The organism is uncultured Pseudomonas sp., from assembly GCF_913777995.1.
In the GTDB taxonomy this organism is placed as follows: domain Bacteria; phylum Pseudomonadota; class Gammaproteobacteria; order Pseudomonadales; family Pseudomonadaceae; genus Aquipseudomonas.
This window is the reverse complement of the sequence record NZ_CAJYVE010000041.1, coordinates 19,727-37,565: the sequence shown is the minus strand read 5'-3', so window position 1 is coordinate 37,565 and position 17,839 is coordinate 19,727. Positions and strand designations below refer to the sequence as shown.

Annotated in this window: 18 protein-coding genes; 11 read left to right on the top strand and 7 right to left on the bottom strand. The window is 63.2% G+C overall.

Annotated features, from left to right (window positions below; all coding sequences use genetic code 11):
* The 5 genes from fadA (at nucleotide 1) to QZ497_RS17810 (ending at nucleotide 5,147) form a co-directional block, all read left to right on the top strand.
* Nucleotides 1-1,176, top strand: a complete 1,176-nt coding sequence (fadA, locus tag QZ497_RS17830) for an acetyl-CoA C-acyltransferase FadA (protein WP_295477376.1) — start codon at nucleotides 1-3, stop codon at nucleotides 1,174-1,176.
* 109 nt (nucleotides 1,177-1,285) lie between these two features.
* Entirely contained in the window at nucleotides 1,286-1,522 is a 237-nt protein-coding gene (locus QZ497_RS17825) for a DUF1653 domain-containing protein (RefSeq protein WP_295477374.1), read from the top strand.
* Between the two features lie 115 nt (nucleotides 1,523-1,637).
* On the top strand, nucleotides 1,638-4,250 hold the full coding sequence (gene topA / locus QZ497_RS17820; protein WP_295477372.1) for a type I DNA topoisomerase: 2,613 nt from the start codon (nucleotides 1,638-1,640) through the stop codon (nucleotides 4,248-4,250).
* Nucleotides 4,251-4,319: 69 nt separating this feature from the next.
* Nucleotides 4,320-4,844 carry a DUF6586 family protein gene (locus QZ497_RS17815; protein ID WP_295477370.1) on the top strand — a complete coding sequence of 175 codons (525 nt, stop codon included), beginning with the start codon at nucleotides 4,320-4,322 and terminating at the stop codon, nucleotides 4,842-4,844.
* A gap of 66 nt (nucleotides 4,845-4,910) precedes the next feature.
* A complete protein-coding gene (locus tag QZ497_RS17810) occupies nucleotides 4,911-5,147 on the top strand; it encodes a hypothetical protein (protein ID WP_295477368.1) in 237 nt (78 codons plus the stop codon).
* A 167-nt stretch (nucleotides 5,148-5,314) separates the two neighbouring features.
* Here the strand turns inward: QZ497_RS17810 and sulA are convergent, their stop codons facing one another.
* Nucleotides 5,315-5,785 (bottom strand): SOS-induced cell division inhibitor SulA, encoded by a 471-nt coding sequence (gene sulA, locus QZ497_RS17805; protein ID WP_295477366.1) that lies wholly within the window; start codon nucleotides 5,783-5,785, stop codon nucleotides 5,315-5,317.
* 10 nt (nucleotides 5,786-5,795) lie between these two features.
* Nucleotides 5,796-6,404, bottom strand: a complete 609-nt coding sequence (lexA, locus tag QZ497_RS17800; protein ID WP_295477364.1) for a transcriptional repressor LexA — start codon at nucleotides 6,402-6,404, stop codon at nucleotides 5,796-5,798.
* Between the two features lie 207 nt (nucleotides 6,405-6,611).
* On the opposite strand from lexA, the gene QZ497_RS17795 reads away from it, so the two are divergent.
* Nucleotides 6,612-7,322, top strand: a complete 711-nt coding sequence (locus tag QZ497_RS17795; RefSeq protein ID WP_295477362.1) for a TetR/AcrR family transcriptional regulator — start codon at nucleotides 6,612-6,614, stop codon at nucleotides 7,320-7,322.
* A gap of 78 nt (nucleotides 7,323-7,400) precedes the next feature.
* Nucleotides 7,401-8,399 (top strand): beta-N-acetylhexosaminidase, encoded by a 999-nt coding sequence (nagZ, locus tag QZ497_RS17790; protein ID WP_295477492.1) that lies wholly within the window; start codon nucleotides 7,401-7,403, stop codon nucleotides 8,397-8,399.
* A gap of 57 nt (nucleotides 8,400-8,456) precedes the next feature.
* Here nagZ and pssA read toward each other — a convergent pair whose 3' ends face one another.
* A complete protein-coding gene (gene pssA, locus QZ497_RS17785) occupies nucleotides 8,457-9,800 on the bottom strand; it encodes a CDP-diacylglycerol--serine O-phosphatidyltransferase (protein ID WP_295477361.1) in 1,344 nt (447 codons plus the stop codon).
* 80 nt (nucleotides 9,801-9,880) lie between these two features.
* Nucleotides 9,881-11,023: a glycerophosphodiester phosphodiesterase gene (locus QZ497_RS17780; protein ID WP_295477359.1), complete on the bottom strand. Its 1,143-nt coding sequence runs from the start codon at nucleotides 11,021-11,023 to the stop codon at nucleotides 9,881-9,883.
* A 178-nt stretch (nucleotides 11,024-11,201) separates the two neighbouring features.
* On the opposite strand from QZ497_RS17780, the gene QZ497_RS17775 reads away from it, so the two are divergent.
* Nucleotides 11,202-12,467, top strand: a complete 1,266-nt coding sequence (locus tag QZ497_RS17775) for a sensor domain-containing diguanylate cyclase (RefSeq protein ID WP_295477357.1) — start codon at nucleotides 11,202-11,204, stop codon at nucleotides 12,465-12,467.
* A gap of 72 nt (nucleotides 12,468-12,539) precedes the next feature.
* The gene (locus tag QZ497_RS17770; protein WP_295477355.1) at nucleotides 12,540-13,475 is read left to right on the top strand and encodes a 2-hydroxyacid dehydrogenase; all 936 of its coding nucleotides are present in this window, start codon (nucleotides 12,540-12,542) and stop codon (nucleotides 13,473-13,475) included.
* A gap of 15 nt (nucleotides 13,476-13,490) precedes the next feature.
* Here the strand turns inward: QZ497_RS17770 and QZ497_RS17765 are convergent, their stop codons facing one another.
* From QZ497_RS17765 to QZ497_RS17755, 3 genes are all read right to left on the bottom strand, one after another.
* Entirely contained in the window at nucleotides 13,491-14,909 is a 1,419-nt protein-coding gene (locus QZ497_RS17765; RefSeq protein WP_295477353.1) for a TIGR00366 family protein, read from the bottom strand.
* A gap of 62 nt (nucleotides 14,910-14,971) precedes the next feature.
* Nucleotides 14,972-15,628, bottom strand: coding sequence for a CoA transferase subunit B (locus QZ497_RS17760; protein WP_295477351.1), 657 nt, complete (start codon nucleotides 15,626-15,628; stop codon nucleotides 14,972-14,974).
* Nucleotides 15,629-15,630: 2 nt separating this feature from the next.
* Complete coding sequence (locus QZ497_RS17755) at nucleotides 15,631-16,332, bottom strand: CoA transferase subunit A (RefSeq protein WP_295477349.1); 702 nt, start codon at nucleotides 16,330-16,332, stop codon at nucleotides 15,631-15,633.
* A gap of 129 nt (nucleotides 16,333-16,461) precedes the next feature.
* Here QZ497_RS17755 and QZ497_RS17750 point away from each other — a divergent pair, with 129 nt between their 5' ends.
* Nucleotides 16,462-17,352, top strand: coding sequence for a LysR family transcriptional regulator (locus tag QZ497_RS17750; protein WP_295477347.1), 891 nt, complete (start codon nucleotides 16,462-16,464; stop codon nucleotides 17,350-17,352).
* 88 nt (nucleotides 17,353-17,440) lie between these two features.
* A complete protein-coding gene (locus QZ497_RS17745) occupies nucleotides 17,441-17,716 on the top strand; it encodes a hypothetical protein (RefSeq protein ID WP_295477345.1) in 276 nt (91 codons plus the stop codon).
* Nucleotides 17,717-17,839 lie beyond the last annotated feature (123 nt).

The window sequence follows — 17,839 nt, the reverse complement described above, 5'->3', positions numbered from 1 at the left end:
ATGAGTCTGAATCCAAGAGATGTCGTCATCGTCGACTTCGCTCGCACACCCATGGGGCGTTCCAAGGGTGGCATGCATCGCAACACTCGTGCCGAGGATCTCTCGGCGCACCTGATCAGCAAACTGCTGGAACGCAATGCCAAGGTCGATCCGGCCGAAGTCGAGGACGTCATCTGGGGCTGCGTCAACCAGACCCTGGAGCAGGGCTGGAACATCGCCCGCATGGCCTCGCTGATGACCCAGATCCCGCATACCTCGGCCGGGCAGACCGTCAGCCGCCTGTGCGGCTCGTCGATGAGTGCCCTGCATATCGCCGCCCAGGCGATCATGACCGGCAACGGCGATGTGTTCGTGGTCGGTGGCGTCGAGCACATGGGGCACGTGGGTATGATGCACGGCGTCGATCCCAACCCGCACATGTCGCTGTATGCGGCCAAGGCCTCGGGCATGATGGGCCTGACCGCCGAATTGCTGGGCAAGATGCACGGCATCACCCGCGAGCAGCAGGATGCTTTCGGCCTGCGTTCCCACCAGTTGGCCCACAAGGCCACCGAGGAAGGACGCTTCAAGGACGAGATCATCCCGATGCAGGGCTATGACGAGGACGGCTTCCTCAAGGTTTTCGCCCATGACGAGACCATCCGTCCGGAAACCACGCTGGAGGGCTTGGCTGCCCTGAAGCCGGCGTTCAATCCGAAGGGGGGTACCGTGACCGCCGGTACCAGCTCGCAGATCACTGACGGTGCGTCGTGCATGATCGTCATGTCGGCACAACGCGCCAAGGACCTCGGGCTCGAGCCGCTGGCGGTGATCCGTTCGATGGCGGTGGCAGGTGTAGACCCGGCCATCATGGGCTATGGACCGGTCCCGGCCACTCAGAAGGCACTCAAGCGTGCCGGCCTGTCGATCGCCGACATCGATTACTTCGAACTCAACGAAGCCTTTGCTGCACAGGCGCTGCCCGTGCTCAAGGATCTGAAAGTGCTCGACAAGATGGACGAGAAGGTTAACCTGCACGGCGGCGCCATCGCCCTGGGTCACCCCTTTGGCTGCTCGGGAGCACGTATCTCGGGTACCCTGCTCAACGTCATGAAGCAGCGTGGCGGGCGGCTGGGTGTGGCGACCATGTGCATTGGTCTGGGCCAAGGTATCGCCACCGTCTTCGAACGCGTCTGATCGGCTGCGCAGACAACGGCCGGGGCCTGATGCCCCGGCTTTTGCGTTTTTCGGCTACGGTTTTTTCGGTTAGGGTTCACCAGACCTGACTTTTTTCGAGGATTGCACTGTGGATTTGCAGCCAGGGCTTTATCGCCATTACAAGGGGCCGGAGTACCGGGTTTTCAGTGTCGCTCGTCACTCGGAAACCGAGGAGTGGGTGGTCTTCTACCAGGCGTTGTATGGCGATTACGGCATGTGGGTAAGGCCTCTGACAATGTTCCAGGAAACTGTCGAGGTTGACGGCGAGCGTGTGCCGCGCTTTGCTTTGGTCCGTGCCGAAGAAAGTCTTTTTTCTCGGCCATGAGGCGGGTCGCTGCCGTTGGCACTGCTTGACCTCACCTTTTAGCCACTATATATAGCGGTGCCTTTACAGGTTCGCGTCTGTCTTTCATTTATCGTTTTCAGGAATTTTCTGATCCATGGGCAAATCGCTGGTCATCGTGGAATCCCCGGCTAAGGCCAAGACCATCAACAAGTATTTGGGCAACCAGTACGTGGTGAAGTCGAGTATCGGCCATATCCGTGACCTGCCCACCAGCGGTTCGGCCAGCGCCAGCAAGGAGCCCGCGGCCAAGCGCGGCAAGGCTACCGCCAGCGAGGCACCGGCCCTGAGCCCCAAGGAAAAGGCCCGTCGCCAGCTGGTAGCGCGCATGGGCGTGGACCCGGAGCACGGCTGGAAAGCCAAGTACGAGATCCTGCCGGGCAAGGAAAAGGTCATCGAAGAGCTGCGCAAGCTGGCCAAGGATGCCGACACCATCTACCTGGCAACGGACTTGGACCGCGAGGGGGAGGCGATCGCCTGGCACCTGCGCGAGGCCATTGGTGGTGAAGACGAGCGCTTCAAGCGTGTGGTGTTCAACGAAATCACCAAGAAGGCCATCCAGGACGCCTTCTCCAAACCCGGCGAGCTGGATATTGCCCGGGTCAATGCCCAGCAGGCGCGCCGCTTCCTCGATCGCGTGGTGGGCTACATGGTGTCCCCATTGCTGTGGCAGAAGGTCGCACGAGGCCTGTCTGCCGGCCGTGTGCAATCGGTGGCGGTGAAACTGGTGGTCGAGCGTGAGCGCGAGATCCGCGCGTTCATCCCCGAGGAGTACTGGGAGGTCCACGCCGACCTGGGCACCGCCAAGGGCGCACAGGTACGTTTCGAGGTGGCGCGGGAGAAGGGCGAGGCCTTCAAGCCGCTCAACGAAGCCCAGGCCATGGCCGCGCTGAACAAGCTGAAGGCTTCCAGCTTCAGCATCGTGCGTCGTGAAGACAAGCCGACCAGCAGCAAGCCCTCGGCACCCTTCATTACCTCGACCCTGCAGCAGGCTGCCAGCAACCGTCTGGGCTTCGGGGTGAAGAAGACCATGATGATGGCCCAGCGTCTGTATGAGGCGGGTTACATCACCTACATGCGTACCGATTCGACCAACCTCTCTGCCGACGCCCTGGCGATGGCACGCAGCTACATCGAGAGCGAGTTCGGCAAGAAGTACCTGCCGGACAGCCCGAACCTCTACAGCAGCAAGGAAGGCGCCCAGGAGGCCCACGAAGCGATTCGCCCGTCGGATGTCAACACCCATCCAAGCAAGCTCTCCGGCATGGAGCGGGACGCCGAGCGTCTTTACGAGTTGATCTGGCGCCAGTTCGTGGCTTGCCAGATGCCGCCGGCCCAGTACCTGTCGACCACCGTCGCGGTGGCCGCTGGCGATTTCGAGCTGCGTGCCAAGGGCCGTATTCTGAAGTTCGATGGTTACACCAAGGTGCTGCCGCAGATCGCCAAGCCCGGTGATGATGGTGTGCTGCCAGACATGGCCGAAGGCGAAAAGCTCGATCTGCTCGCCCTCGACCCGAGCCAGCATTTCACCAAGCCCCCGGCGCGCTATTCCGAAGCCAGCCTGGTCAAGGAGATGGAAAAGCGTGGTATCGGCCGACCTTCCACCTACGCGGCGATCATCTCGACGATTCAGGATCGCGGTTACGTGACATTGCACAACCGTCGTTTCTACTCCGAGAAGATGGGTGACATCGTCACCGAGCGCCTGGCTGAAAGCTTCTCCAACCTGATGGACTACGGCTTCACTGCCGGCATGGAAGAAAATCTCGACGACGTGGCCCAGGGCGAGCGTGACTGGAAGAACGTGCTGGACGAGTTCTATGACGATTTCCGCACCAAGCTGCAGATCGCCGAGGCGCCGGAAGGCGGCATGCGCGCCAACCAGCCGGTGATGACCGACATCCCATGCAAGGTCTGCGGTCGCCCGATGCAGATCCGTACCGCCTCCACCGGCGTGTTCCTCGGCTGCTCGGGCTACAGCCTGCCACCCAAGGAGCGTTGCAAGGCCACCGTCAACCTCACGCCGGGTGACGAGATCGCCGAAGACGACGAGGGCGAGTCCGAATCCCGGGTGCTGCGCGGCAAGCATCGCTGCCCGATCTGCAGCACTGCGATGGATGCCTACCTGCTGGACGAGAAACACAAGCTGCACATCTGCGGCAACAACCCCGACTGCTCGGGGTATGAGATCGAAGAGGGCAGCTACCGCATCAAGGGCTATGAAGGCCCGAGCCTGGAGTGTGACAAGTGCGGCAGCGAGATGCAGCTCAAGACCGGTCGATTCGGCAAGTTCTTCGGTTGCACCAACCCTGAATGCAAGAACACCCGCAAGCTGCTGAAGAACGGCGATGCGGCGCCGCCGAAGATGGACCCGGTGAAGATGCCGGAGCTCAAGTGCGAGAAGGTCGACGACACCTACGTGTTGCGTGACGGTGCTTCAGGGCTGTTCCTGGCTGCCAGCCAGTTCCCCAAGAACCGCGAGACCCGAGCGCCGCTGGTGCTTGAGCTGCTGCCGCACAAGCAGGAAATCGATCCCAAGTATCACTTCCTGTGCGATGCGCCTGCCCAGGATCCGGATGGCCGTCCGTCGGTGGTGCGCTACAGCCGCAAGACCAAGGAGCAGTATGTGCAGACCGAGGTCGACGGCAAGCCGACCGGCTGGCGCGCGTTCTACGATGGTGGAACCTGGAAGGTCGAAGACAAGCGCTGAGGGCGACGCCCCTGCGTCGGCAGGGGCCAAGGCCGGTAATCGGTTTCATCGTTTCAGGGAGGCGCCAGCATGGCCCACGAGTTGTATACCCGAACCAACCAGAAGATTTTCTTCGCCGGTTTGGCCCTCGAGGCCTTGAGCAAGGCAGAGCAGGGTCAGGCACTGAATGCCCAGGCCCAGGTGCAGGCCAGTCGCGAAACCGTCCTGTTCCACCTCTACGGTGCGCTGCTGGGCTTGTGTCATGAAATCGCCGGTTACTACCGCCTGCCTCAGGCCGGGGCGCCTCGTGCCGAGACGCTGCTGGCGCCCGAGGTACTGGACAGCGTAGCGATTCCGGAACTGGCCGAACTGATCGAGCTGGCGCAGAACCGCCATACCTGGCTGGGCCAACTGCTCGATGCCCATGCCGACCTGTTCCGACCGCCACGTGCACCCAGCAAGCCCAAGGGCGATGTGACCCAGCCGATGATCCAGGCGGTGAATCTGGATGACGAGGAGCCTGAGCAGGGCTTGAGTCATGCGGAGCTGGAAAGCTGGCGGCAGTCGATCAAGTCACTGGCGGTGCGTTTTCGTCAGGGCATGAACGAGTTCTGAAAAGCGTGGGTGTATGCGGAGGGCCAGACTGTTACAATGTCCGCCTTTCGCGGAGAATTTGTACTGATGTCTACTTCTTTTCTTGAAATTGTCGAGCTTCCTGACGGGCGCATCGAACTGCGTCGCGCCGAGGATGAAGGCTCGTTGGTCACGCTCAACTTTTCTGAAGATGCCAAGGTGTTCCTGCAAGGTCAGCACGTGGAAGTGGCCAAGGCCATGCTGAGCGTCGGCGTGCAGATGGCGGGTCGCCTTGCCGAAGGCGTGCTGGAAAAGGAAGAGGAAGGTCCACGCGTCCTGCACTGAACCCAGCGCGCTGGTTCAGGCAGTTTCTCGACAGGGGCTTGTCCCGTCAATTCGGGTGAGTTGCCTGTGTCTTGCAATCAGAACGGTAACGCCTGCTGGTTACCGCTGATGGTTTCGCTTTCACCTTTCGCTGTCCACGTACCCCCGCGCGCAGGGTTCGATGGTGCTCAACCCAGCCTGACGTTAAGGCTTTGTGCTTCGCCGTCTCGTGCGGCCGCAGTCAGCTGCTGGCGTGCCGATGCGCTGAGTGGGCTGAGCCAGCTGACGACCGTATGGCTGCGCCCCAGGCGCAAGGCTTCCCGAGTCAGGTCCAGCGCGGTCTGGTTGCTGCGTGGCCGCAGGATCAGGATGCGTTCCCGGTTAAGCCCGGCATCACGCAGCCAGGTCTGTGTCACGTTGGCCGGTGGTGCAATGAGTGTCAGCCAGCGCGCGTCCTGCTCCTGGCTCAGTTCCCGGAGGATGGGCGCCAGCAGACCAAGGCAGTTTCCGGCCGCACCACGCAACGACAGCTCGCTGAACACTTCCGGCAACGGCTCGCGCATGGCCGGCGGCAGCTCCTGAAGGGGCGTGACCATGGGTTGGGCCAAGAACGCCTCGAACAACGGTAATTGGGTATTGGGGGCCGGATGGAACTGCATGACTGTCTCCTTAACGGCGGATGACGCCGACGCTCAAGCCTTCGATGACCAGTTCCTGTTCCTTGAGGTCGACCTCGATGGGGGCGAACTCAGGGTTTTCAGCAATCAGCCAGACCTTGCTGCCTTCACGTTTGAAGCGCTTAACCGTGACTTCGTCACCGATTCGGGCTACGACGATCTGGCCATTGCGTGCTTCACGCGTGGTGTGTACGGCCAGCAGGTCGCCGTCAAGAATGCCGACATCCTTCATGCTCATGCCATGCACGCGCAGCAGGTAGTCGGCGCTGGGATGGAAGAAGGTGGGATTGATGTTGCAGGACTCCTCGATATGCTGCTGGGCGAGGATGGGGGCTCCGGCGGCAACCCGACCGATGATTGGCAGGCTGCTGTCGTCGGGCTTGGCTTCGAAGCCAGGGATGCGAATGCCGCGCGAGGCGCCGGGGGTCATCTCGATGGCGCCCTTGCGGGCCAGGGCCTTGAGGTGTTCCTCGGCGGCGTTCGGAGACTTGAAGCCCAGTTCCTGGGCGATTTCCGCACGGGTAGGAGGATAGCCATTGTCTTCGAGGCAGCGTTTGATGAAGCCAAGGATTTCGGCCTGGCGTGGCGTCAGTTTGATCATTTCGTGCGCTCTGTCTTTTTATACAGTGACTGGGATTATATACAGTGGCTGCGTCTTGGCAATCGCCGATTTGATGCAGGTGCCGAACGGGCGCTGGTCGGGACAACTTGAACGCGTGACTGTTCAGCCACAAAATGAACCGCCCGCTTGACAAATGACAGGGCTGAAACGTATGTTTCAAACGATTGTTTTGTCAGGCAGAGAGCCATGGCCCAGTCGGAAACCGTAGAACGTATCCTTGATGCTGCCGAGCAGCTGTTCGCCGAAAAAGGCTTCGCCGAGACTTCCCTGCGGCTGATCACCAGCAAGGCGTCGGTGAACCTCGCAGCGGTCAACTACCATTTCGGTTCCAAGAAAGCCCTCATCCAGGCGGTCTTTTCCCGCTTCCTGGGGCCGTTCTGCGCCAGCCTTGAGCGCGAGCTGGAGCGTCGCCAGGGTCTTCCCGAGCACAAGCCGAGCCTTGAGGAACTGCTGGGTATCCTGGTCGAGCAGGCCATGGCCGTGCAGCCGCGCAGCGGCAACGACCTGTCCATCTTCATGCGCCTGTTGGGCCTGGCGTTCAGCCAGAGCCAGGGGCACTTGCGTCGTTACCTGGAAGACATGTACGGCAAGGTGTTCCGCCGCTACATGCAATTGGTCAACGAGGCCGCGCCGCAAATCCCCCCCATCGAGCTGTTCTGGCGCGTGCACTTCATGCTGGGCGCCGCGGCGTTCAGCATGTCCGGTATCAAGGCCCTGCGGGCGATTTCCGAGAATGACTTCGGGGTCAACACCTCCATCGAGCAGGTCATGCGCCTGATGGTGCCGTTCCTGGCCGCCGGCATGCGTGCCGAGAGTGGTGTGACCGAGCCTTCCATGGTGTCCGCGCAACTCAGACCCCGCAACAAGACACCCGCCGCGCTCGCCGCCAAGGCCTGAAGCCGCATTGCACCGGGCCGCAGGATCAAGCACCATGCCGGCTCGATCCAAGGCAAGGTGTTTTCTATGAGTTCTGGCCTGCAAGGCTCCCTGATGGTCGATGTCGCCGGTACCTGGCTGACCGCTGAAGACCGTCATCTACTGTGCCAGCCCGAAGTGGGCGGTCTGATTATCTTTGCCCGCAATATCGAGCACCCGCGTCAGGTCCGCGAGCTGAGCGCATCGATCCGCGCCATTCGCCCGGACCTGCTGCTGGCGGTGGACCAGGAAGGTGGGCGGGTGCAGCGCCTGCGCCAAGGCTTCGTGCGTCTGCCTGCCATGCGCTCGATCGCTGAACGCCCTGATGCCGAAGCCCTGGCTCGTCACTGCGGCTGGCTGATGGCGACCGAGGTACTGGCCGTGGGTCTCGACTTGAGTTTCGCGCCGGTGCTGGACCTGGACCACGGGCGCAGTGCCGTGGTCGGTACCCGTGCCTTCGAAGGTGATCCCGAATATGCCGCACGCCTGGCTGGCGCGTTCATCTGCGGCATGAACGAAGCGGGCATGGCCGCCACCGGCAAGCACTTCCCGGGGCACGGCTGGGCCGAAGCCGATTCGCACGTGGCCATTCCCACCGACGAGCGCAGCCTGGAGAGCATCCGTGCCCATGACCTGGTGCCTTTCGCGCGCCTGAGTCGTCAGCTGGCGGCGGTGATGCCGGCGCATGTCATCTACCCGCAGGTCGATGCCCAGCCTGCCGGTTTCTCACGGCGCTGGCTGCAGGAAATCCTGCGCGGCGAGCTGGGTTTTGACGGGGTGATTTTCAGTGACGACCTGTCGATGGCGGGTGCGCACGTGGCAGGCGACGCGGCCAGCCGCATCGAGGCGGCCCTGGGAGCCGGTTGTGACATGGGCCTGGTTTGCAACGACCGCGCCAGCGCCGAACTGGCCTTGAGTGCTGCGCAGCGCCTGAACGTCAGCCCTTCGCCACGGCTGGCGCGCATGCGTGGCCAGGCGCATGCCAGCACCGAATACCGCAGCCAGCCGCGCTGGCTGGCGGCCGTTCAGGCATTGCGCGCCGCACAACTGATCGACTGAGTCAGCCGTTCGCTACGGGCAGCCTGCGCTGCCCGTTGTGTGGAACCGCCGCGTGGCTCAGAGAATCCGGTACAGCAGGCGCTCGATCTTCACCCGGCTGACCCGACGCAGAAACTTGTGCACCCCTTCCGGGTAGTCCGCCAGCGTCTGCAGCTCTTCGTAGTGCCCCACGCGCCGGGTGTGCTGCATCAGGCTGGCCAGCTCTCGGGCTCTGGGCTCCAGCCACTCTCCCTTGGGGTCATCGATCAGCAGGCCGTTCTCCAGGTCCAGGTTGAAGGCTCGCGGGTTGAGGTTGTTACCGGTCAGCAGGGTATGGCGCTGATCGATCCACATGCCCTTTAGGTGGTAGGTATTGTCGCCGTGCTTCCACAAGTGCAGGTTCAGTCGTTGGCGGTCGATGGCCGCCTGATGCTTGCGGGCGAAGCGGCGCAGGCTGATTTCGTACAGGTATGGCAGCGCAGAAATGACCTTGAACGGTTCCTGGGGGGGAATGAAGAAGTCGTTGGCGGTCTTGTCTCCGACGATGATGTCGACCACCACGCCGCGCTTGATCGCACGATTGATTTCCCGGGTCACCGCCATCGGCAGGTTGAAGTACGGCGTACAGATGCTCAGGTGGCTCTGACTGCTGGCGATCAGCTCACAGATGGTGCGGTTCAGTGCATTGCGCGGGCCGACGCCCAGCAGGGGAATGATGCGCAGCTCGCCATTCTCGGCAACCCCCTGGGCGGTGTCGTAGGTGGCGCGTTTCAGTTGGCTGCGAAAGGCACGAATTTCACCCCGTAGGTTGCGTGAGCTGGGCGGTTGCGGCAGGTCGAGACGATGCACGGCTGGCGAGCCGATGATGTCGCGCTGCACCAACCCGACGAAGCTGTCGGCCAGCTCCGCGCTGTGGATCAGGTGATAGCGGTCGAGCCGGTATTTGTCGAGCTTGTGCAGGTACACGTTGTTGAGACTGGCGCCGGTGTACAGCACCTTGTCGTCGATCACGCTGCCCTTGAGGTGCAGCACGCCGAACAGTTCGCGAGTCTGTACCGGTACACCGTGGATCGGCACTTCGACGTCATGCTCCAGGTGCTGGCTCTGATACCACGCGCTGTTGCCTGGTTGCCGCCCGGCGCCGATCAGCCCGCGCTGGGCGCGGAACCAGTCCACCAGTACCTGCACGTCGAGTTCCGGACGCGCGGCCTTTGCGGCGTACAGGGCGTCGAGGATTTCCTGTCCGGCTTCGTCTTCCTGCAGGTAGAGGGCGATGATGTAGATGCGCCGGGTCGCCTGGGCGATCTGCTCCAGCAGGCAGCGCCGATAGTCGGCTGCCGAAGGGAGCAGGTTGATCGCGGTGTCGGGCAGGTTGAAACCGCGCAGCGTGGCAAGGGTCGAGCGTCGGAAGGGGGACTGCATAAGCCTCTCGATCGTTGAGCGATGACTGGCGAGCTTACACCAGATCGGACACGCCGGTAGGCCGACGTGTCCGGGCGCGGTCAGTAACCGTTGCTCTTGAGCAGGCTATCGATGTCCTGGCGGGCAGGGCGCTGATAGAACTTCAGCAGTTCGGCGGTACGGTTGGTGAAGAAGCCGTCGGCCCCGGCGGCACTGATGCTCTTGAAGTCCACGGCTTCATCGACAGTGTAGGGGTGGACGATCAGCCCCTTGGCATGGGTCAGCTCGTTCATCCAGGGCTTGACCAGATCCATGTAGCTTTGGTCACCGCCATTGGCCAATCGCGATGAAGGTCCGGTGCCGATGGCACCGTTGGCCTTGGCCCAGTCGATCCAGGCCTCGAACTCGGCCTTGGAACTGACCTCCTGGGCCGCGTAGTAGCTGGCCTTGTCCTTGAAGCCCGAGTCTTTGAACGGCACCGCCGACTTTGGCTTGATCGAACCTTCACCGACCCACAGCAACAGCACCTTGGGCACCTGCGGCATCTCCTTGTGCAGCAGTTGCAGGCTGGACTTGTCGAAGGTCTGCAGCACCACGCGGCCTGGCATGTGCGCGACGTTGACCTGTCCAGGCGCCGCCGCCGGGCGTTCACGCAGCCAGCCGCGACGCTGCAGAACCTCTTTCAGGTCTGCCTCGATGCCGGGAAACTGCTCAGGAACCTTGGTCTCGATATACAGGCCGGGCTTGTTGGCGCCGCCCTCGGCGATGTCCATCACTTCTTCGAGGGTCAGGATCTTCAACCCGGCGTAACGGTCACGGGCACGGCCCGGGTAAGCCTTGTTGAACCACGAGCCGGCGTCCAGCTGCTTGAGTTCGGCGAGGCTGAAGCTGCTCACCGGGTCGTGGGCGCGGGCCGGAAAGACCTCGTCGATGTTGGTGGTACGCTGCAGGTTGTCATCGTGCAGGGCGATCAGTACGCCGTCCTGGGTGCGTTGCAGGTCCAGCTCCAGATAGTCGGCACCCAGTTCCCGAGCAAGGATGAACGCCGGCAGTGTCTCCTCCGGGGCATCGAATGAGGCACCCCGGTGGGCGATGACCGCCGGCCAGGGAATGCCAGCCTTGGCAGCGAGGGCCTGGCCGGGCGCTTCACTGGCCAGTGCCGGAGCGGCGGCCAGCGTCGCGGCGATGGCGGCCAGGGCCAGACGACCGAAGAGTGGAGTGAGGCGGGGGGCGAATGCGGGCATGCTCGTAATTCCTTGTGCGAAAGTCGCCGCATGGTTTGCCGGATGGGCATGCAGCGGGTAATGGCGAAAAGCAATCCGTTTGGGCACTATTGGACCCGTTGCTGAACGATATGTGCCGCCAGTCTGGCCGGCAACTGCGTCGAGCGTGTGAACGTCCCCCTTTTCCAGGTACTGGCTGATGGAAAAAATCGCCTGCACGAATCTGGAGGGCTTCGTCGATATGCTCATGGATGCGATCTGCGTGGTGGACTCAGAGGGACGCTTTGTCTACGTCAACGCTGCATTCGAGAGAATCTTCGGCTATAGCCCCCAGGAACTGATCGGTATCCCCATGCTGCAGCTGGTCCACCCCGATGACCGCGCCAGAACCCTGGAGGCCGCGGCGCAAATCATGGGCGGTGAGCCCAAGCTGCATTTCGAGAATCGTTACCTGCACAAGCAGGGCAATGTCGTGGATGTCATGTGGTCGGCGCGCTGGTCCGAAGAGGATCGCCTGCGCATCGCCGTGGCCCGTGACGTCACAGCCCTCAAGCGCGCCAACGCGGTGCGCGCGACGCTGCTGGAGATCTCGGCAGCGGCCAGTATGGGCGATGACCTGCACGGGCTGTTCACGCGCATTCACCAACTGCTGAGCCAGCTGCTGAGTGTCCGCTGGCTGTCCATCGCCTTGCAGGACGCCGAACGTGGCACCCTGTCGTTCGCCTACCGCAGCGATGAATTGCAGTGTGCTGCGACCCAGTCGCTGGTCGATGAGGTGCTGAGCAGCGCCCAGCCGCGGGCGGGCAGTGACTGCCTGGCCGTACCCTTGCAGACCTCCAGCGGCATCATTGGCGCGCTGTTGATTTCCAGCGGCCGTGACGAGCCTGCCCAAGTCGCCCAGGACCTGGAGCTGCTGCAAATTGTCTCCAGCCATGTGGCGGCGGCCATCGACCGCAAGCAACTTTATGAGCGCCTGCAGGTCATGGCCCGCTACGACCAGCTCACCGGGCTGGCCAATCGGGTGCTGCTGCAGGAGCGTCTGAACCTGGCGGTTCGCCAGGCCGAGCGCTATGGCGACAAGCTGGCAGCCTTGTATCTGGATCTGGATCACTTCAAGCAGGTCAACGACACCCTGGGACATGCGGCGGGCGATGCCTTGCTGCAGGAAGTCGCACGGCGCCTGAGTGGCTGCGTGCGCGACAGCGATACCGTAGCGCGCATCGGCGGCGATGAGTTCGTGGTGCTGCTGGAGCGGGTACAGGGCGAGGCGGATGCCAGCCGCACGGCGCGGGCCATCGCTCGCGCGTTGCAGGCACCGGTGCGCCTTGGCGAGCACGACTGGACTATCTCGGCCAGTATCGGTATTGCCTGCTATCCGGACGACGCTGGCGATCTGGCGCAGCTGTTCCGGCACGCTGACCAGGCCATGTACCAGGTCAAAAGGCAGCGTCATACGCATTCATGAACTCGACAAGGCATGCAGCGAGGCGGTCACTCGGGTTAAGGTCGGGGTTTTTCCGGGCAAGAGCTGACAATCATGACAACCCTGCTGGTGCTGGTCGAAAACCTCAATGACTACCTGCCGATCCTCGAGGATGGCGGGTTCAGCCTGATCCGTGCGCAGACCCCCGAGCGCCGTGCGCAGGTCATCGCCGAACAGGGTGGGCAGATCGACGCGGTGGTCACCCGTGGCCCGCTGGGGCTGTTCGCCGAGGAAATGGATGCCATGCCGAACCTGCGGCTCATCTGCGTCAGCGGCGCCGGTTATGAAAAGGTCGATGTCGCCGCCGCCCAGGCGCGCGGCATCCTGGTCAGCAATGGCGCCGGAGTCAACGCGCCGACAGTCGCCGACCATGCCATGGCCCTGTTGCTGGCGATGGTGCGCGACATTCCGCAGGCCGATGCTTCGGTGCGCCGTAGCGAGTGGCGCAAGGTCATGTGCCCATCGTTTGCCGGCAAGCGCCTGGGCATCCTCGGGCTGGGCGCCGTGGGCCTGGAGATTGCCCGGCGCGCCGAAGCCTTCGGCATGCATATCGACTACCACAATCGTCGCCCGCGCCAGGACCTGGCGTATCGTTGGCAGCCGTCGGTGCGTGAACTGGCCGAGGCGGCGGACTTTCTGGTGCTCGCCACGCCCGGCGGCGCGGCTACCCATCATCTGGTGGATGCCGAGGTGTTGCAGGCGCTCGGTACGCAGGGCTACCTGGTCAACGTCGCCCGTGCTTCGGTGGTCGACACCCAAGCGCTGCTGGCCGCCTTGCAGGCCGGGCAGATCGCCGGTGCGGCGCTGGACGTCTTCGATGACGAACCCCAGGTGCCTGACGCCTTCAAGGCCCTCGCCAATGTGGTGCTGACACCCCATGTAGCCGGGCTTTCGCCCGAGGCGTCCGGAGACTCCGTACGCCTGGTACGCGACAACCTGCTGGCGTTTTTCGCTGGCCGACCGCTGCTGACCCCCGTGGCGGCCGAATGACAAGCCGCCCCGGGGCTACGGCATCACCGGCGGCGTATAGCTGAGGGTGGTGCCCAGGGCCCAGAGCAGCAACAGCACGATGGGCGCATGCACCAGCAGCTGCACGAAGGAAAACCCGATCAGGTCGCGAGCCTTGAGGCCCAGCACGCCAAGCAACGGCAGCATGTAGAAGGGGTTGATCAGGTTCGGCAGCGCCTCGGCGGCGTTGTAGATCTGTACCGCCCAGCCCAGGTGGTACTGCAGCTCGTTGGCCACTTGCATCACATAGGGTGCCTCGATGATCCACTTGCCGCCGCCGGAGGGGATGAAGAAGCCCAGGACGGCGGAATAGATGCCCATCAGCACGGCATAGGTATCGTGGGTGGCGATGCTGGTGAAGAACAGTGAGATGTGATGCGCCAGGGTCTGTGCATCACTCCCCTTGACCGTGGTCAGCAGTGCGGCGATCGAACCGTACAGCGGGAACTGGATCAGCACCCCGGTGGTGGTCGGCACGGCCCGCGCCACGGCGTCGAGGAAGCTGCGCGGCCGCCAGTGCAGCAGCGCGCCGAGCATGATGAACAGGAAGTTGTAGGTGTTCAGCCCGGAGATCGCGGTGATCGCCGGCTTGCTGCTGAACTCGTTGAGCAGCCAGCCGGCGCCCAGCACCACCAGCACGATGATCAGCAACGGGCTGTATTCCAGCCATTCGCCGGGGCGGGTGCGTGGCGCCAGTGGCGGCAGGTTGAAGGCCGGGTCGACGCCGCAGTCCTCGGCGCTGCGGGCACTGGACGGGCCCGGAGCCGTGGCGTAGGCGACGATCACCGACACCACCAGCAGCACCAGCAGAATGGCGCCGGACTGCCAGAGGAAAATGGTTTCGGTGAACGGAATCACCCCGGTGATGGCCAGGATCGACGGCGGCAGGCTGGCCGGGTTGGCCTGCAGCTGCGCCGCCGAGGAAGAAATGCCCAGTGCCCATACCGCCCCCAGCCCCAGGTAGGCTGCCGCACCGGCGGCGCGGTAATCCATCTTCAGGTCACTGCGCCGCGCCAGGGCGCGTACCAGCAGGCCCCCGAACACCAGCGACAGGCCCCAGTTGAGCAGCGAGGCGAGCATCGAGATGATCGCTACCCAGGCCACCGCCGAGCGGCCATTGGCGGGGATGCGTGCCAGGCGGTCGATCAGGCGCACGGCAGGCGGTGAACTGGCCACCACGTAGCCGCTGATGACCACGAAGGCCATCTGCAGGGTGAAGGGAATCAGGCTCCAGAAGCCATCGCCGAAGGCTTTGGCGGTATCGGCCGGCCTGGCACCCATGCCCAGCACGGCGAGGGTGACGATCAGTACCGCCAAGGCGGCGAACACCCAGGCGTCGGGGAACCAGCGCTCGGCCCAGGCCGAGCAGCGCAGGGCGAAACGGGCGGAACGGCTTTCCTGAAGGGAAGCGGACATGAGGGAACCTCGTTATTGTTTTTATAGGTGTGAAAAGGCCCCTGGTGAGGGGCCTTCGGGTTTCAGAAGGTCATCTCGATGACGTCGTCGGGCACCACCAGGCGCCCGGCAGTCTTGGCGACGATTTCCTCGATGCTGATACCGGGGGCGCGTTCGCGCAGGATGAACGCGCCGTCGGCGATCTCCAGATAGGCCAGGTCGGTCAGCACGCGGCGGATGCAACCGGCACCGGTCAGCGGTAGCTCACAGCGCTCCAGCAGCTTGGATTCGCCGTCCTTGGAAGCGTGGGTCATGGTGACGATGATGTTTTCCGCACCGGCCACCAGGTCCATGGCGCCGCCCATGCCCTTGACCAACTTGCCCGGAATCATCCAGGAGGCAATGTTGCCCTGCGCGTCCACCTCGAAGGCACCCAGCACGGTGAGGTCGACGTGCCCGCCGCGGATCATCGCGAAGGAGTCGGCGGAGTGGAAGATCGACGCGCCTTTCACGGCCGTGACGGTCTGCTTGCCGGCATTGATCATGTCGGCATCGAGGGTCGCTTCGGTGGGGAATTCACCCATGCCCAGCAAGCCGTTTTCCGATTGCAGCATCACCTGCATGCCGGCAGGGACATAGTTGGCGACCAGGGTCGGAATGCCGATGCCCAGGTTCACGTAGTAGCCGTCCTTGAGTTCGCGGGCGACCCGTTGAGCCATTTGTTCGCGGGAAAGTGCCATGCTCAGGCTCCTTTGAGGGTGCGCTTTTCGATGCGCTTCTCGAAACGGCCCTGGATCAGTCGGTCGACGTAGATGCCGGGGGTGTGGATGTGTGCCGGGTCCAGCTCGCCAGGGGCGACGATTTCCTCGACTTCGACCACCGTGATGCGTCCGGCCATGGCGACCAGCGGGTTGAAGTTCTGCGCGGTATGGCGGTAGATGACGTTGCCGTAATAGTCCGCCTTCCAGCCCTTGACCAGGGCGAAGTCGCCGCTGATGGCCTCTTCGAGGATGTAGTCGCGGCCATTGAATTGTCGGCTTTCCTTGCCCTCGGCCACTGGCGTACCGAAGCCGGTGGCGGTGTAGAAGGCTGGAATGCCGGCACCGCCTGCGCGAAGTTTTTCCGCCAGGGTGCCTTGTGGGGTGAGGTCGACTTTCAGCTCGCCACTGAGCAGTTGCTGCTCGAACAGCGCATTCTCGCCCACGTAGGAGGAGATCATCTTGCGGATCTGCCGGTCTTCCAGAAGGATCCCCAGGCCGAAACCGTCGACTCCGCAGTTGTTGGAAACCACGGTCAGGCCACGGGTGCCCATGCGGCGGATCTGTGCGATGAGGTTCTCGGGAATGCCGCACAGGCCGAAGCCGCCGCACAGCACGGTCATGTCGTCGTTCAGCCCGGCGAGGGCCTCCTCGTAGCTCGCTACTCGCTTGTCGAGTCCAGCCATGGTCAATGCCTCTTGTTGTTCTTGTGTTACAGACAGCCTAGCCGTCTGTTGCCATGCGAGACATCTTCAGTGTCGGCAGCTGATTTGTTAATTTTGTTTTTCTGATCTTTTCATAAGAAATCCAAATCAATGAACGTCAAGCAGCTTCGTGCTTTCGTCGCCGTGGCCGAGTGCCTGAGCTTCGCCCAGGCCGGTGAACGTCTGCACCTGTCCCAGCCGGCGCTGAGCCTGACCATCAAGTCGCTGGAGGAGTCGCTGGGCGGGCAGTTGCTGATGCGCAGCACTCGCAGCGTCAGCCTGACCCCTGAAGGCGAGGTGCTGTTGCCCAAGGCCCGGCAACTGCTGGCCGACTGGGACAACACCGAGGAATTGCTGCACCAGCATTTCACCTTGCAACTGGGCAAGGTGTCGCTGGCCGCCATGCCATCGTTCGCCAGCAGCCGCCTGCCGGCGGCGCTCCAGGTGTTTCGCCGACTGCATCCACGGGTCAACGTGGCGGTGCACGACGTGATCAACGAAGAGGTGCTGGAGATGGTTCGCCAGCGCCGCGTCGAGCTGGGAATCGGTTTCGAACCTGAGCCGGGCCACTCGCTGCACTTCACGCCGTTCTGTGTCGACCGCTTCGTCGCCGTGGTGCCCGCCGATTCACCACTGGCCGGGCGCCAGGTGCTGCAGTGGAGCGAACTGCTGGGCGAGGACTTCATTGCCCTGCAGCGTCCATCGGCGGTGCGCCTGCTGCTGGAGCAGTCGATCGCCGCGCAGCACGGCCGCCTGGCGGTAGCGTTCGAGAGCCATCAGCTGGCGACGGTGGGGCGCATGGTCGCCAGCGGCCTGGGCGTCAGTGCGGTGCCGGCGCTGTGCATTCAGCAGATGCAAGAGCTGGGCGCGTGCTGCATCGCCCTGGAAGGGCCGCGCATCGAGCGGCGCATCGGCCTGATGACCCTGGCCGGGCAGCAACTCTCGGTGGCCGCACAGGCGCTGCGCGAGGTGCTCATCGCCCATGCATCGATGGCCCGATAGTCACTATCGACTGGGGTGATTTTTTGGCGACCGGGGGGCGGGATTAACCTTTGTTCATTCCCGAATCGAACCTTCCAAGGAGGTCGCCATGAACCGTTTTACCGCGCTTGCCCTGTTGTTCAGCGTCGCCGTGCTCAGCGGCTGCTCCACTCATCACGCCGTCGAGCAACGCCCTTACTCCGCCGAGGAAAGCCGCCAGTTGGCCCTGGAAGACCTCAACCGTCGTGGTCTGTCGTTCGATGAGTACCAGGCCCGCAAGGCGCAGCTGCTCGCCGATCCGCAGCTCCAGCAGGTGCGTGCCTTCGACCGGAATGCCGAAGTGCGTGTCGATGCCAACGCCGTTGCCGATGATCGTCAGGGCTGAAACGCCCTGACAGTTTTCTGATCTGGCCCTTCATTAGAAACTGTACTGCTCGAACTTTCCTGTAACTGTCCGTGTGTTTGCGCCCGCCGGCTCGGTAACGTGAGTGGCTTATCTCACTGCCTG